A 15,117-nucleotide genomic window follows, 5' to 3' on the forward strand; every position below is an offset into this window, starting at 1 on the left:
TCTCGTCTCTGCTTAGGAATCAGATCATGACAGAAAACATCGGCGTACTCGGCAAGAAGTCCGCGCGGCGTTCGGGCGCGGAACGCGTCGTGAATACACCGCTGCCCACCGTGTACGGGAAATTCCAGGCGATCGGCTACCTGGACCACGACCGCGGTGACGAGCAAGTCGCTCTCGTCCACGGCGAGATCGGCACCGAGAACGTCCTGGTCCGGTTGCACTCGGAGTGCCTGACCGGGGACGCGTTCGGCTCGCAGCACTGCGAGTGCGGCGACCAGCTGGCCTCGGCGATGCGCGCGGTGGTCGCCGAAGGCAGCGGCATCGTCGTCTATTTGAGGGGCCACGAGGGCCGCGGCATCGGACTGCTCGCCAAGCTGCGTGCGATGGCCCTGCAGGCGGAGGGTCTGGACACCGTGGAGGCGAACCTGGCGCTCGGCCTGCCCGTCGACGCCCGCGACTACGGCGTCGCCGCCCAGATCCTGCGGGACCTCGGGGTGCGCTCGGTCCGGCTGATGTCCAACAACCCGCGCAAGCGGGAGGCTTTGGTCCGGCACGGCATCCAGGTCGCCGAGCAGGTGCCGCTGCTGATCGAGCCGTGCGAGAGCAACATCACCTATCTGCGGACCAAGCGGGAGCGGATGGACCACCACCTGCCCCACCTGGACGCCGTGGCCCACGGCTCCTGACGCGCGGCCCGTTCATTGCGGCCCGCCGGGCGCGGTGCCCGGTGTGCGCCGCCCTGCCGCCCGCATCGCCCCGGTGAGGTCGTCCGTGCGCCGGCGCCGGACTCGGCGCAGTTCTCCGGCGAACTGAACAGCCGGCCCGGCGCGCGCAGCCCCGGCAGGCCCTCGGCCGGTTCGAGGGGGAGAACGGGCAGGACCTCGGGCTGCGCCGGGTCGGTTGTCCGTTCCCGCTGTCCACACCGGAGCGGGGAGCCTCCTTCGATGCGGGGGTGCGGCCGCGGAACGCCCTCGGTGCGCCCGGCCGTCTGTTCTTCCCGGAGGAGGCCCGCCGCCTCTCCCCGCTGATCACCACCGACGGCCTGCCGGCCGCGCCCGCTCCCGGAAGACGGCCACCGCACCCCCGAGGCCGTCGTCCACGGCTGTGCGACCGCCGCTCGCGCGCACGGCGCACGCCTCCTGCGCCGCACCGAGCCGCCGCATCGACGGAACGGGTGGCACCAGCACGACCGCCCGCACCACCCTCGGCCGATCGAGACCGGCACGGAGATCTGCGCGGTCGGCGCCTGGTCGCGGGCGGCCGGCGCGGTAGCGCGGTCAGTCCGGCAGCGCCTCGTGCACCAGCCGCCGTAGCTCGGGGAAGACCTTCAGGGTCTTCGGGCGGACCTGGGTCATGAACTGCACGGTGAGGTCGTGGCGCGGGTCGACCCAGAACGCGGTGGTGGCCACGCCGGTCCAGCCGTAGGTGCCCAGGCTCGACGGGGCCAGCGTGCGGGAAGGATCCACCACCACGGAGACGTTGAAGCCGAAACCGAGGCCGTCGTTGCCGGGCTCCCGGTGGCCGGGGGCGCCGAAGTCGCGCAGGATCGCGTGGCCGGGCAACTGGTTGCTGGTCATCAGGGCGACGGTGTCCGCGGACAGCAGCCGGCTGCCGTCCAGCTCGCCGCCCCGGCGCAGCATCTCCATGAAGCGGTGGAAATCGTGGGCCGAGGAGACCAGGCCGCCGCTGCCGGACAGGAACCGGGGCCGGCCGTGCACCGGGAGCCCCGGCACCGGCTCTATTCCGCCCTCCTCGGTCTCGCCGTACAACTCCGCGAGACGCCCGGCCTGTTCGGGCACGACGTGGAAGCCGGTGTCGGTCATGCCGAGCGGACCGAGGATCCGCTCGGCGAAGAACGCGTCCAGCGGTTGCCCGGACACCACCTCGACGACCCGGCCCAGCACGTTCGAGGCGACCGAGTAGTTCCACTGCGTGCCCGGGTCGAACTGCAGCGGCATCCGGGCGTACAGCTCGACGGTCTCGGCGAGCCCGGCATCCGGCGGCACCGAGTACTCCAGACCCGCCTCCCGGTAGAGGGCGTCGACCGGGTGCTTGTAGTAGAAGCCGAAGGTCAGGCCCGCGGTGTGGGTGAGCAGATGCCGGATCAGGATGGGGCCCGCGGCGGGGCGGGTGCGCACGTGCGCACCCGAACCGCCCTCGTACACAAGCGGGTCGGCGAACGCGGGCAGATGGCGGTCGAGCGGGTCGTCCAGGGACAGCTTGCCGTCCTCCACCAGCATCAGCACGGCGACCGCGGTCACCGGCTTGGTCATCGAGTAGATCCGCCACAGTGTGTCCGGCTCGACCGGCAGCCCGGCCGCGATGTCGCGCCGGCCGTACGTGGTGAGGTGGGCGACCCGGCCGGCGCGGGCCACGGCCACCAGGTAACCGGGCAGCCGCCCCTCGTCGACGTGGCGGGCGAAGTGCTGGTCCAGACGGTCCAGCGCCCTGACGTCCAGCCCCGCCTCGCCCGGGTCGACTTCCTGTCGCAGCTGTCCCATCGCTTTCCTCCGCTCGCGTCGTGCGTGGTGCGCTCCGACCACCCCGCCGGCCCGCACCCGCCTTTCATCGTCGCGCAGGAACGCCGCCCGGGACCCGCTCATCAGCGGTGTGTGTGATCGACGCGACGCTTCCGGACCCGGGCAGCGCGCCGGCCAGGGGCACACCGAGCGCGGCCACGGCCGCCAGGGCCAGCAGCGCCGGCCCGGTGCCCGCGCCCAGCAGCGCGGTCGCCGCGGCCACGCCCACGGCGGGGCCGACGTTCAGCGCGGTCTGCTGCAGCCCGCCCGCCACTCCGGCCACCGCCACGTCCACCCGCCGCACGACCACGTGGGTGGCCGCCACCATCACCGTGCCGAAGCCGGCGCCCAGCAGAGCGAACCCGCACGCCAGGGCGGGCGTGGTGGTGACCCGGGAGAGCACGAGGACACCGAGCGCGAGGGCCGCCGTCGCGGCGGCCGTCGTGCCGCGGGCCCCGAACCGGCGCAGCAGCACCGGGCACAGGGATGCGGCGACGATCATCAGCACCGCGAGCGGCAGGCTGCGCAGCGCGCTGTGGAACGGGTCGAGGCCGAGGCGGCGCTGCAGCACGTACGTGGCGACGAACAGGGTGCCGAACAGGGACGCGGACACGGCGACCAGGATGCCCAGGGCCGCCCCGACCGCCCGCGAGCCGATCACCTCCGGCGGCAGCAGCGGGCTCGCCGTCCGCCGTTCGTGCCGGACCAGGACGGCGGCCGTGACCAAGGCGATGCCGGCCCCCACCGGGGAGGAGGGCCGGACGGCCAGCGTGTGCACCAGACAGGCCAGCGTCACCGCGAGCAGTACGGCACCGGGCACGTCCAGCGCGGTTCGGGGGCCCGCCGGGCCGGGCTCCGGCCGCAGCAGGGCCGGCAGGCCGAAGGCGAGCGCGGGCAGCACGTTGACGAGGAACACCGCCCGCCAGCCCAGGCCCGACACCAGCGCCCCGCCCAGCAGCGGGCCCGCTGCCGCCGCCAGCCCGATCGCGCCGGTCCTCACGGCGAGGGGCGTCGCGAGCCGGTCCGGCGGATACGCGGCCCGCAGCATCCCGAGCGTGGCCGGCTGCAGCAGCGCCCCGAACACGCCCTGCACCGCCCGCAATGCGATCACCCAGCCCACCCCGGGAGCGAGACCGATGCCCGCCGAGGCCGCGCCGAACCCCAGCATGCCGAGCGCGAACATCCGCCGCTGCCCGTAGCGGTCGCCGAGCCGTCCCGCGAACACCAGCAGGCCGGCCACCGCGATCAGATAGGCGGTACTGGTCCACTGCACCTCGGCGAACGTCGCGTGCACGTCCTGTTGCAGGCTGGGTTGCGCGACCGTGAGGACCGTACCGTCCAGCGCGACGACCACCGCGCCCGCGACGCTGCTCGCCAGCGTCCACCCCCGGTTCACCGGTCGCCCTCGGGACCGAGGTGCGCGTCCAGCACCGTATTAAGGAGCGGCCCGAAATCCCCGCATCCGACGGCGAGTTGGAGACTGCGCCAGCGCCACAACTGGGCGATGCCGTGCAGGTTCGCCCAGAGAGCACCGGCCACCTGCCGGGCGTCGGCCTCGGGCCGGACCCCTCCGACCAGGTCCGCGAGGAGGGAGAACAGTGGAAGGCTGGTATCCCGCAGCCCCGAGTCGTGGCCTTCCAGCAGATCGTGGCGGAACATCAGTTCATACATGCCGGGGTCGTCCAGCGCGAACTCCAGGTACGTCCGGGCCAGCGCGGCGACTTGTGCGCGGGGAGTGGCGGGTTCCTGCGCGAGCGCCGCCCGCGCCCGGTCGTCCAGGTCGGCGAAGCCCCGCCGCGCGATGGCCGACAGCAGTTCCCGATGGGTGGGGAAGTAGCGGCGCGGTGCCCCGTGGGAGACGCCCGCGCGCCGGGCGATCTCCCGCAGGGTGAGGGCGTCCAGCCCCTCGGCGGCCAGCAACTCCACGCCCACGTCGACCAGGCGGGCCCGCAGACCCGTGTCGGACTCAGTCATAGACACTGTCTACCAGTCGCGCGTAGACAGTGTCTACTTGCTGGTCCGGGTGTGGGAATGCACGGACCGCCGCGGTGGGTTGTCCCAGTCATGACCCAGGACTCCACGCAGGACGCGCTGCTCGATCTGCTCTCCGACGGCCACGGCGGGGTGCTGGTCACCCTCAAGCGCGACGGCCGCCCCCAGTTGTCCAACGTCAGCCACGCCTACTGTCCCGACGCGCGGATCATCCGGATCTCGGTCACCGACGACCGTGCCAAAACCCGCAACCTGCGCCGCGATCCGCGTGCCTCATACCACGTGACCAGCGCCGACCGCTGGGCGTACACCGTCGCCGAGGGCACGGCCGAGCTGTCCCCGGTCGCCCGGGACCCGTACGACGAGACCGTCGAGGAGCTGATCCGGCTCTACCGGGAGGTGCTCGGCGAGCACCCGGACTGGGACGACTACCGGGCCGCGATGGTCCGCGACCGCCGCCTCGTGGTGCGCCTGCGCGTGGACCGGGTCTACGGCGTCCCGAAGCGCTGACCTCGGGCTGACGCCGGGCTCACGGCGCCTCGGCGGTCCGCGCCTCGATCGCCCGCAGTACGGCGACCATGTCCTCGCCGCCGTACCCCCGCGCCACCGTCTCCTCGAACAGGGTGTGGCAGACGTCGAGGAGCGGCGAGGCCAGGTGGGCCTTGCGGGCGGCCTCGGCGATGAGCCGGTTGTTCTTCAGTACGTCCAGTGCGGCGGCCTGTACCGCGAAGTCCCGCTCGCGCAGCTTGGGCGCCTTCATCCGGGAGACCCCGCTGGCCATGGGTCCCGCGTCCAGCACGTCCAGGAAGAGCCGCCGGTCCAGGCCCTGTCGCTCGGCGAAGTGGAACGCCTCCGCCAGTCCGGTCACCAGGGTGATCAGGAAGAGGTTCACGGACAGCTTCATCAGCAGGGCGCCGGGCGCCGGACCGCACACGAACGTCTCCCGGCACATCGGGGTGAGTAGCGGCCGTACGGCGTCCACGGCGGCCCCCTCGCCGGCGAGCATGGCCACCAGCTGTCCCTGTTCCGCCGGGACCCGTGAGCCGGAGACGGGTGCCTCGACGTACCGGCCGCCGGCGGCGCGGATGTCGCTCTCGAGGGCATGGGAGTACCCGGGGGAGGTCGTGCCCATGTGGACGGCGGTGCGTCCCGCGACGCGTGCGGCCAGGGCGGGGGTGCCACGGCCCAGGACCGCGTCCACCGCGGCCTCGTCGGCGAGCATCAGCAGCACCACGTCCGCCCGCGCGAACACCTCGTCGGCGTCGGCGGCGACCGCGGCCCCGGCCGCTCGCAGCGGTTCGGTGCGTTCGGGGGTCCGGTTCCAGACCACGAGGGGGGTGCCGGCGCGGGCCAGGCGCAGTGCCATGGGCCGGCCCATCACTCCGAGACCGATGAAACCGACGTTCACGGGGGCCGCCCTTCGCTCACGGGCCGACTATGACAGTGGTCATAGTAGCGGGCGTTATGACGCCGGTCATAGAGTGGGCTCGAGGATCGGAGGTCGACGATGGCTGAGGCACGGCGGGGACCGCGGGAACGGATGGTCTTCAGCGCGGCCCAGCTCATCCGCCGCGACGGCGTCACCGCGACCGGCATGCGCGAGGTCGCCGCGCACGCCGGGGCACCGCGCGGCTCCCTCCAGCACTACTTCCCGGGTGGCAAGGAACAGCTGGTCAACGAGGCCGTCGACTGGGCCGGGCGGTACGCGGGCAAGCGGATCGCGCGCTTTCTGGCCGGACTGGACGAGCCGAGGCCGAGCGGTCTGTTCGCGGCGATGGTCGCCCAGTGGACCGACGAGTACGCGGCGGACGGCTTCACCGCCGGCTGCCCGGTCGCCGCCGCCACCGTCGACTGCGCCTCGGCCGGCACCTCGACCCGCGAGGCGGTGGCCGCCGCGTTCGCGACCTGGCGGGCCCCGCTCGCCGAGGCCCTCACCGGCATGGGCGTCCCGGCGGCCCGCGCCGACTCACTGGCCACGCTGATGATCAGCACCCTGGAGGGCGCGATCATCCTCGCCCGCGCCGAACGGGACGTACGGCCCCTGACCACCGTCGTACGGGAACTCGGGCCCCTGCTCGACGCGGCGGTGGCCCCCACAGGCTGAGCGCGGCGGATCGGCGCCCGACGGTGCCTGCCGGGACCGCTTTCCGCACCGGCCTCCGCGCGTGGTCGACGGTGCGCATGCTTCTCGCGGCCGCGCCGGTCGCCGACGCCGAAGGTGGGTGAGCGACAGCAGGAGCACGGTGTCCGGGCCGTCGGCGCCGAAGAAGACGTTCGGGAAGATCAGCGCCTCGGCGCTGCCGTGGGCGAAGAAGCCGCAGTACCCCGGCGCGCTGCCGATCCAGGCGGCCGTCGCCGCTTTCCGTTGCGAAGGGTGGGGTATGCGCCCGTGTTCCCCGGTGTCAAGAGCGCGCGCGAGAAACCGTCAGCCGGCGGTCCGCTCCGCCGTGAGGTAGGCGATCACCATGTCCCCGAGCATGGTCCGGTAGTGCTCCCGCTGGGCCGGATCCACCAGGTCCCGGCCGAACAGGGCGCCGAACGTGTGCCGGTTGGCGACCCGGAAGAAGCAGAACGAGCTGATCACCGCGTGCAGGTCGACCGCGTCCACGTCGGCCGTGAACAGCCCGGACTCCTGCCCGGTGGCCAGGATCCGGCGGATCACGTCCAGCGCGGGGGAGCCGATCCCGCCGAGCTTCTCGGAGGCCGCGATGTGCTCGGCGCCGTGGATGTTCTCGATGCTGACGAGGCGGATGAAGTCCGGGTGCTGCTCATGGTGGTCGAAGGTCAGCTCGGCCACTCGCCGGATCGCCGCGACCGGGTCCAGATGCTCCACGTCCAGCTGCTGCTCGGCCTCCCGGATCACCCCGTACGCCCGCTCCAGCACGGCGGTGAACAACTGCTCCTTGCCGCCGAAGTAGTAGTAGATCATCCGCTTGGTGGTGCGGGTGCGGGCGGCGATCTCGTCGACCCGGGCGCCGTCGTAGCCGGCCCGCGCGAACTCCTGTGTCGCCACGTCGAGGATCTCGGCCCTGGTGCGGGCCGCGTCGCGCGCGCGCCCCACGGGTCGCAGCGGTTCTTCGACGCTCGTCATCGGTTTCCTTCGGGACTGGGACGCCTGGGCGGCACGCGCGGTCGCCTGCCGGTGATTGTAGAAGCAGAACCCCGCGTCTCCGTCGCGGTCTTCCTCACATCCCGCGCGGAGACACGGCTGACCTACTGGTTAGTAGAATCCTCGGATCCCGCTGGCGCCGCCCGTCGCGCCGAAGCCCTCACGCCCCCGTCCTGCCACGCCGCCGGGCCCCGGGGACACCCGCTCGACGCCGTCACGGCACCCGGAGACACACACCTGTTCTTCCGCGCCACCGGCCACCCCGAACCGCCGGAGCGGGGGCCGGCTTCGCCGACCTGCCCGGACCCCGCTCTTCCACCGCAGCGCCCTCGCGTGCACGCCCGGGAAAGCATCGCCCTCGCCGCCCCCAAGGGCCGATGCGCAGCCGCGCCGTCAGCGACACCGACGGCAGCGTCCGGATCGTCCCCTCCCTCGGTGCCGCCCCCGCCGGCGACACCGTGCGCGCGGCGCACCTGCGCGTGCACCGAGACCCTCGGCCGCTCTTCCTCGAAGGGTCGGCGCCGAGAACGCACCGGTGCGGCTCGCGGCACGGCACGCCGGTCGGCGGAAGGAGGCGGTGAGCCCGGGACGACCGCGGCCCGGGTCACTCGCGGTGACCCGGGCCGTCGGCCAGGCGGTTACGGACGTCTGTTCCACTCCGCGATCACGGGCCGCCCGTGCTCCGTGGAGAGCCGGCTGACCGTGCCCGTCGCCAGCTGGAACAGGCGGCCCTCGGCGGGCGGCAGGCCCAGCCTGCGGGCGGTGAGCACCCGCAGGAAGTGGGCGTGGGCGACGAGGACCACGTCGCCAGCGTCCTCGGCGAGGGCGGCGTCGACGCGGGCCAGGACCCGGTCGGCGCGGGCGCCGATCTCCTCGGGCGACTCGCCCGGGTGTCCCTCCGGGCCGGGCGGCACGCCGTCGGTCCACAGGTCCCAGTCCGGCCGTGTGCGGTGGATGTGGGCGGTGGTGACGCCCTCATAGCCGCCGTAGTCCCACTCGTGCAGGTCGGGGTCGGGTACCACCCCCGGCAGGCCCGTCAGTTCGGCGGTGCGTATCGCGCGGCCCAGCGGGCTGCTCAGCGCGAGGGCGTAGGTCCGGCCGGTGAGGAGCGGGGCGAGGGACTTGGCCTGTTCCTCCCCGTGCTCCGTGAGGGGCAGGTCGGTCCAGCTGGTGTGCTGTCCCGACCGGCTCCACTCCGTCTCACCGTGGCGGACCAGCAAGAGGTCCCCCACGGCGGGTCAGTCCTTCTTCTCGACCGCGTGCCCGCCGAACTGGTTGCGCAGCGCCGCGATCATCTTCATCTGCGGCGAGTCGTCCTGGCGGGAGGCGAACCGGGCGAACAGGGAGGCGGTGATCGCCGGGAGCGGCACCGCGTTGTCGATGGCCGCCTCCACGGTCCAGCGTCCCTCACCGGAATCCTCCGCGTAACCGCGCAGCTTCTCCAGGTGCTCGTCGTCGTCCAGGGCGTTGACCGCGAGGTCCAGCAGCCAGGAGCGGATGACGGTGCCCTCCTGCCACGAGCGGAACACCTCGCGGACGTTGTCCACCGAGCGGACCTTCTCCAGCAGCTCCCAGCCCTCGGCGTACGCCTGCATCATGGCGTACTCGATGCCGTTGTGGACCATCTTGGAGAAGTGCCCGGCACCGACCCGGCCCGCGTGGACGTAGCCGTAGGGGCCCTCCGGCTTGAGCGCGTCGAAGATCGGCTTCACCCGCTCCACGTGCTCCTTGTCGCCGCCGACCATGAGGGCGTAGCCGTTCTGCAGGCCCCACACACCGCCGGAGACACCGGCGTCGACGAAGCCGATGCCCTTGACGCCGAGTTCGGCGGCGTGCTTCTCGTCGTCCGTCCAGCGGGAGTTGCCGCCGTCGATCACCGTGTCACCCTCGGACAGCAGGTCCTTGAGCTCGTCGATGACGCCCTGGGTGGCGGTGCCGGCCGGGACCATCACCCAGATGTGGCGGGGCGCGTCCAGCTTCTCGACCAGTTCGGCGAGGCTCTTGACGTCGGAGACTTCGGGGTTGCGGTCGTAGCCGATGACGGTGTGGCCGGCGCGGCGGATCCGCTCGCGCATGTTGCCGCCCATCTTGCCGAGACCGATCAGACCAAGCTGCATGTCAGTTCACTTCCTGAGCGTTCTTGAGAGTGCGGTAGGCGGCGACGAGGGCCGTGGTGGACGGGTCGAGACCGGGTACGTCAGCGCCCTCGGTGAGGGCGGGCTCGACGCGCTTGGCGAGGACCTTGCCGAGTTCCACGCCCCACTGGTCGAAGGAGTCGATGTTCCAGACCGCGCCCTGTACGAACACCTTGTGCTCGTAGAGGGCGATGAGCTGGCCGAGCACGGACGGGGTCAGCTCGGTGGCGAGGATGGTGGTGGTGGGGTGGTCACCCTTGAACGTGCGGTGCGTCACCTGCTCCTCGGGCACGCCCTCCGCGCGGACCTCCTCGGCGCTCTTGCCGAAGGCGAGGGCCTGGGTCTGGGCGAAGAAGTTGGCCATCAGCAGATCGTGCTGGGCGCGGAGTTCCTCGCTCAACTCGCCGATGGGGCGCGCGAAGCCGATGAAGTCGGCCGGGATGAGCTTGGTGCCCTGGTGGATCAACTGGTAGTAGGCGTGCTGCCCGTTGGTACCGGGCGTGCCCCACACGACCGGCCCGGTCTGCCACTCCACGGGGTCGCCGTCACGCTGCACCGACTTGCCGTTGGACTCCATGTCCAGCTGCTGCAAGTACGCCGTGAACTTGGACAGGTAGTGGCTGTAGGGCAGCACCGCGTGCGACTGGGCGTCGAGGAAGTTGTTGTACCAGATGCCCAGCAGCCCCAGCAGCAGAGGCGCGTTGGCCTCGGCGGGTGCGGTACGGAAGTGGTCGTCCACGGTCCGGAAACCGTCGAGCATCTCCCGGAACCGGTCCGGGCCGATGGCGATCATCAGCGACAGGCCGATGGCCGAGTCGTACGAGTAGCGGCCGCCGACCCAGTCCCAGAACTCGAACATGTTGTCCGGGTCGATGCCGAACCCGGTCACCTTCTCCGCGTTCGTGGACAGGGCCACGAAGTGCTTGGCGACGGCCTTCTCTCCCCCGTTCCCGAATGCGCTCGAATGGGAGGTGCCCCCATCGTCGAAGGCCCGCAGGAGCCAGGAGCGGGCCGACGTGGCGTTGGTGATCGTCTCGATCGTGGTGAAGGTCTTGGACGCGACGATGAACAGGGTCTCCGCCGGGTCCAGGTCGCGGGTGGCCTCGTGCAGGTCGGAGCCGTCCACGTTCGACACGAACCGGAACGTCAACTCCCGTGCGCTGTACGGGCGCAGCGCCTCGAGGGCCATCGCGGGACCGAGGTCGGAGCCGCCGATGCCGATGTTGACGATGTTGCGGATCCGCTTGCCGGTGTGGCCGGTCCACTCGCCGGAGCGGACCCGGTCGGCGAAGCCGGCCATCTTGTCGAGGACCTCGTGCACCTTCGGCACGACGTTCTCGCCGTCGACCTCGATCACGGCGTCCCGCGGGGCGCGCAGCGCGGTGTGCAGCACGGCCCGGTTCTCGGTGACGTTGATCCTCTCGCCGCGGAACATGGCGTCGCGCAGTGCGAAGACACCGGTGGCGGTGGCGATTTCCCGGAGCAGGGCCAGGGTCTCGTCGGTGATCAGGTGTTTGCTGTAGTCGATGTGCAGGTCGCCGACCCGGACGACGTACCGCTCGGCGCGGCCGGGGTCCGTCGCGAACAGCTCGCGCAGGTGCGGCTGCCCCTCGGCGCGATGGTCGGCGAGGGCCGTCCACTCGGGCCTGCGGATGAGCTTGGGGGTGTCTGACGAGGCGTCGGACATGTCAGGCGTTCTCCTTGGTGGCCTCGCCCTGGAGGGCGATGGCGTACATCTCGTCGGCGTCGAGGCGGCGCAGCTCCTCGGCGATGAGTTCGGAGGTCAGGCGGACCTTCAGGGCGAGGGTGCGCGGCGGCTGCCCGGGCAGGGACAGCTGCGCGAGCGGGCCCTCGGGGCGGTCGATGACGATCTCGCCGTTCGCGGTGCCGAGGCGCACGGCCGTGACGACCGGTCCGGCGGTCACCACGCGGTCCACGGGCACGTTGAGGCGTGCCTCCAGCCAGCGCGCGAGGAGTTCGGCGCTGGGGTTGTCCGCCTCGGCCTCGACGGCCGCCGACGTCACCTTCACGCGGGCCTGGTCCAGGGCGGCGGCCAGCATCGAGCGCCACGGCGTCAGCCGGGTCCAGGCCAGGTCGGTGTCACCGGGCGCGTAGTTGCGCACCCGGGCCTCCAGGACCTCAAGAGGCCGCTCCACGGCGTACAGGTCGGTGATCCGGCGCTGGGCGAGTGCGCCGAGCGGATCCTTGGACGGGGTGTCGGGCGCGTCCACCGGCCACCACACGACCACCGGGGCGTCCGGCAGCAGCAGTGGCAGGACGACCGAGTCGGCGTGGTCGGACACCTCGCCGTAGGTGCGCAGCACGACCGTCTCGCCGGTGCCGGCCTCCGAGCCGACCCGGACCTCGGCGTCCAGCCGCGAGTGGGTCCGGTCGCGCAGGGTGCGGGCGTGCCGCTTGATGACGACCAGGGTGCGCGAGGGGTGCTCGCGCGAGGCCTCCTCGGCGGCCTTGATGGAATCGTAGGCGTTCTCCTCGTCCGTGACGATGACCATCGTCAGGACCATGCCCACGGCCGGGGTGCCGATGGCGCGGCGGCCCTGCACCAACGCCTTGTTGATCTTGCTTGCCGTGGTGTCGGTCAGGTCGATCTTCATGGCCTGCGCCAGCTCCGTCCGTCTCGTGCGAGCATCTCGTCCGCTTCCCTCGGTCCCCAGCTGCCCGACGCGTACTGCGCAGGCCTGCCGTGCGCCGCCCAGTAGGTCTCGATCGGGTCGAGGATCTTCCAGGACTCTTCCACTTCCTGGTGACGGGGGAACAAATTGGCGTCACCGAGCAGTACGTCCAGGATGAGCCGCTCGTAGGCCTCCGGGCTCGACTCGGTGAACGACTCGCCGTAGGCGAAGTCCATCGATACGTCCCGGATCTCCATCGACGTGCCCGGCACCTTGGAGCCGAACCGCACGGTCATGCCCTCGTCCGGCTGGACGCGGATGACGATCGCGTTGGAGCCCAGCTCCTCGGTGGCCGTGGAGTCGAACGGGGAGTGCGGGGCCCGCTTGAAGACCACCGCGATCTCCGTCACCCGGCGGCCGAGGCGCTTGCCGGTGCGCAGGTAGAAGGGGACGCCCGCCCAGCGGCGGTTGTCGATGCCCAGCTTGACGGCGGCGAAGGTGTCGGTCTTCGACTTGGCGTCGATGCCGTCCTCCTGGAGGTAGCCGACGACCTTCTCGCCGCCCTGCCAGCCGGTCGCGTACTGGCCGCGCACGGTGTGCCGGCCGAGGTCCTCCGGCAGCCGCACCGACTTCAGCACCTTCAGCTTCTCGGTGAGCAGCGCCTCCGCGTCGAACGCGATCGGCTCCTCCATGGCGGTCAGCGCCATCAGCTGCAGCAGGTGGTTCTGGATGACGTCACGGGCGGCACCGATTCCGTCGTAGTAGCCGGCCCGGCCGCCGATGCCGATGTCCTCGGCCATGGTGATCTGCACATGGTCGACGTAGCTGCGGTTCCAGATCGGCTCGTACATCTGGTTGGCGAAGCGCAGCGCCAGGATGTTCTGCACCGTCTCCTTGCCGAGGTAGTGGTCGATGCGGAACACCTGGTCCGGCTCGAACACCTCGTGCACGATCGCGTTCAGCTCGCAGGCGCTGGCCAGGTCGTGGCCGAAGGGTTTCTCGATGACCGCGCGCCGCCATGAGCCCTGCGGCGGGTTCGCCAGGCCGTGCTTCTTCAGCTGCTGCACGACCTTCGGAAAGAACTTCGGCGGCACCGAGAGGTAGAACGCGAAGTTGCCGCCGGTGCCGCGGGAGGCGTCCAGCTCCTCGACGGCGTCCTTCAGCTGCTTGAACGCCGTGTCGTCGTCGAAGTCGCCGGGGATGAACCGCATGCCCTCGGCGAGCTGCTGCCACACCTCCTCCCGGAACGGGGTGCGGGAGTGCTCGCGCACCGCGTCGTGCACGACCTGCGCGAAGTCCTGGTCCTCCCAGTCCCGGCGGGCGAACCCGACGAGGGAGAAGCCCGGCGGCAGCAGGCCGCGGTTGGCCAGGTCGTACACGGCCGGCATCAGCTTCTTGCGGGACAGGTCACCGGTCACACCGAAGATGACCAGACCGGACGGACCCGCGATACGGGGCAGTCGGCGGTCGCGGGCGTCCCGGAGCGGGTTCACCCAGTCGGCGGCCGGGGCCACCGGCACGCGCACCTCTTCCTGTGCGGCCGGGGCCTCAGGGGCCTGCTTCGTCATTACGCGTCAACTCCCTTGCTCTCCAGGGACTTCGCAACGGTGCCCAGCAGGTCCTGCCAGGCCGCCTCGAACTTGGCGACGCCCTCGTCCTCCAGCTGCTGGACGACCTCGTCGTAGGAGATGCCGAGCCGCTCGACGGCGGCCAGGTCGGCGCGGGCCTGCGCGTAGCCGCCGGTCACCGTGTCACCGCTGATCTCGCCGTGGTCGGCGACCGCGTTCAGGGTGGCCTCCGGCATGGTGTTGACGGTGCCCGGCGCGACCAGTTCGTCCACGTACAGGGTGTCCTTGTACGACAGATCCTTCACACCGGTGGACGCCCACAGCGGGCGCTGCTTGTTCGCCTTGTCCGCGGCGAGCGCCAGCCAGCGGTCGGACGCGAAGACCTCCTGGTACGCCTCGTAGGCGAGACGGGCGTTGGCGAGGGCCGCGCGGCCCTTGAGCGCGAGGGCCTCACCGGTGCCGAGGGCGGTCAGCCGCTTGTCGATCTCGCTGTCCACGCGGGAGACGAAGAAGGACGCCACCGAGTGGATCGCCGACAGGTCGATGCCGCGCTCGCGGGCCTTCTCCAGCCTGGCCAGGTAGGCGGCCATGACCGCGCGGTAGCGCTCCAGGGAGAAGATCAGCGTCACGTTGACGCTGATGCCGAGGCCGATGACCTCGGTGATCGCCGGGAGGCCCGCCTCGGTCGCCGGAATCTTGATCATCACGTTGGGCCGGTCGACCAGCCAGGCCAGCTGCTTGGCCTCGGCGACCGTGGCCTCGGTGTCGTGCGCGAGGCGGGGGTCGACCTCGATGGAGACGCGGCCGTCACGACCACCGGTGGCGGTGTGGACGGAATCCAGGACATCGGCGGCAGCCCGCACGTCGGCGGTCGTCATCATGCGCACGGCCTCGTCGACCGTGACACCCCGTACGGCCAGATCGGTGAGCTGCTCCTCATAGCCCTCCCCGGAGCCGATGGCGGCCTGGAATATCGACGGGTTCGTCGTGACACCGACGGCGCTGCCGCTCGCCACCAGTTCGGCGAGGCTGCCCGAGGTGATCCGCTTGCGCGACAGGTCGTCAAGCCAGATCGACACCCCCTCGTCGGCGAGGCGCTTGAGGGCTCCCGGGGTCGCGGTTGCTTCGGTCACAGGGATCATCTTTCTTTTCGCGTCGGTA

At 71.6% G+C, this 15,117-nt stretch carries 14 protein-coding genes; 3 read left to right on the forward strand and 11 right to left on the reverse strand.

Features of this window, described 5'->3' with window-relative positions; translation table 11 throughout:
• Positions 1-26: 26 nt before the first annotated feature.
• Positions 27-686, forward strand: coding sequence for a GTP cyclohydrolase II (gene ribA, locus ABZ079_RS21830; protein WP_356941081.1), 660 nt, complete (start codon positions 27-29; stop codon positions 684-686).
• A 591-nt stretch (positions 687-1,277) separates the two neighbouring features.
• Here the strand turns inward: ribA and ABZ079_RS21835 are convergent.
• The 3 genes from ABZ079_RS21835 to ABZ079_RS21845 all read right to left on the reverse strand — a co-directional run bounded on the left by ABZ079_RS21835 (position 1,278) and on the right by ABZ079_RS21845 (position 4,493).
• Positions 1,278-2,501: a serine hydrolase domain-containing protein gene (locus ABZ079_RS21835; protein WP_356941082.1), complete on the reverse strand. Its 1,224-nt coding sequence runs from the start codon at positions 2,499-2,501 to the stop codon at positions 1,278-1,280.
• A 64-nt stretch (positions 2,502-2,565) separates the two neighbouring features.
• Entirely contained in the window at positions 2,566-3,915 is a 1,350-nt protein-coding gene (locus tag ABZ079_RS21840; protein WP_356941083.1) for an MFS transporter, read from the reverse strand.
• Complete coding sequence (locus ABZ079_RS21845; RefSeq protein WP_356941084.1) at positions 3,912-4,493, reverse strand: TetR/AcrR family transcriptional regulator; 582 nt, start codon at positions 4,491-4,493, stop codon at positions 3,912-3,914. The genes ABZ079_RS21840 and ABZ079_RS21845 overlap by 4 nt, the downstream gene beginning before the upstream one ends.
• 90 nt (positions 4,494-4,583) lie before the next feature.
• Between ABZ079_RS21845 and ABZ079_RS21850 the strand changes: the two genes are divergently transcribed.
• Complete coding sequence (locus ABZ079_RS21850; protein WP_356941085.1) at positions 4,584-5,021, forward strand: PPOX class F420-dependent oxidoreductase; 438 nt, start codon at positions 4,584-4,586, stop codon at positions 5,019-5,021.
• Between the two features lie 19 nt (positions 5,022-5,040).
• On the opposite strand, the gene ABZ079_RS21855 is transcribed toward ABZ079_RS21850, so the two are convergent.
• Positions 5,041-5,919: an NAD(P)-dependent oxidoreductase gene (locus ABZ079_RS21855; protein WP_356941086.1), complete on the reverse strand. Its 879-nt coding sequence runs from the start codon at positions 5,917-5,919 to the stop codon at positions 5,041-5,043.
• A 99-nt stretch (positions 5,920-6,018) separates the two neighbouring features.
• On the opposite strand from ABZ079_RS21855, the gene ABZ079_RS21860 reads away from it, so the two are divergent.
• A complete protein-coding gene (locus ABZ079_RS21860; RefSeq protein ID WP_356941087.1) occupies positions 6,019-6,615 on the forward strand; it encodes a TetR/AcrR family transcriptional regulator in 597 nt (198 codons plus the stop codon).
• A gap of 321 nt (positions 6,616-6,936) precedes the next feature.
• Here the strand turns inward: ABZ079_RS21860 and ABZ079_RS21865 are convergent, their stop codons facing one another.
• The 7 genes from ABZ079_RS21865 to tal all read right to left on the reverse strand — a co-directional run bounded on the left by ABZ079_RS21865 (position 6,937) and on the right by tal (position 15,098).
• On the reverse strand, positions 6,937-7,602 hold the full coding sequence (locus ABZ079_RS21865) for a TetR/AcrR family transcriptional regulator (protein ID WP_356941088.1): 666 nt from the start codon (positions 7,600-7,602) through the stop codon (positions 6,937-6,939).
• A gap of 656 nt (positions 7,603-8,258) precedes the next feature.
• Complete coding sequence (locus ABZ079_RS21870) at positions 8,259-8,852, reverse strand: histidine phosphatase family protein (RefSeq protein WP_356941089.1); 594 nt, start codon at positions 8,850-8,852, stop codon at positions 8,259-8,261.
• A 6-nt stretch (positions 8,853-8,858) separates the two neighbouring features.
• A complete protein-coding gene (gnd, locus tag ABZ079_RS21875; protein ID WP_356941090.1) occupies positions 8,859-9,737 on the reverse strand; it encodes a phosphogluconate dehydrogenase (NAD(+)-dependent, decarboxylating) in 879 nt (292 codons plus the stop codon).
• Position 9,738: 1 nt separating this feature from the next.
• Positions 9,739-11,442: a glucose-6-phosphate isomerase gene (gene pgi / locus ABZ079_RS21880; protein ID WP_356941091.1), complete on the reverse strand. Its 1,704-nt coding sequence runs from the start codon at positions 11,440-11,442 to the stop codon at positions 9,739-9,741.
• Position 11,443: 1 nt separating this feature from the next.
• Positions 11,444-12,370 carry a glucose-6-phosphate dehydrogenase assembly protein OpcA gene (opcA, locus tag ABZ079_RS21885; RefSeq protein WP_356941092.1) on the reverse strand — a complete coding sequence of 309 codons (927 nt, stop codon included), beginning with the start codon at positions 12,368-12,370 and terminating at the stop codon, positions 11,444-11,446.
• Positions 12,367-13,956 (reverse strand): glucose-6-phosphate dehydrogenase, encoded by a 1,590-nt coding sequence (gene zwf, locus ABZ079_RS21890; protein ID WP_356941093.1) that lies wholly within the window; start codon positions 13,954-13,956, stop codon positions 12,367-12,369. Before zwf ends, opcA begins: the two co-directional genes overlap by 4 nt.
• Positions 13,956-15,098, reverse strand: coding sequence for a transaldolase (tal, locus tag ABZ079_RS21895; RefSeq protein ID WP_356941094.1), 1,143 nt, complete (start codon positions 15,096-15,098; stop codon positions 13,956-13,958). Before tal ends, zwf begins: the two co-directional genes overlap by 1 nt.
• Positions 15,099-15,117: the final 19 nt, after the last annotated feature.

Origin of the sequence: Streptomyces sp. NPDC006314 (assembly GCF_040613075.1) — a bacterium.
GTDB lineage: Bacteria > Actinomycetota > Actinomycetes > Streptomycetales > Streptomycetaceae > Streptomyces.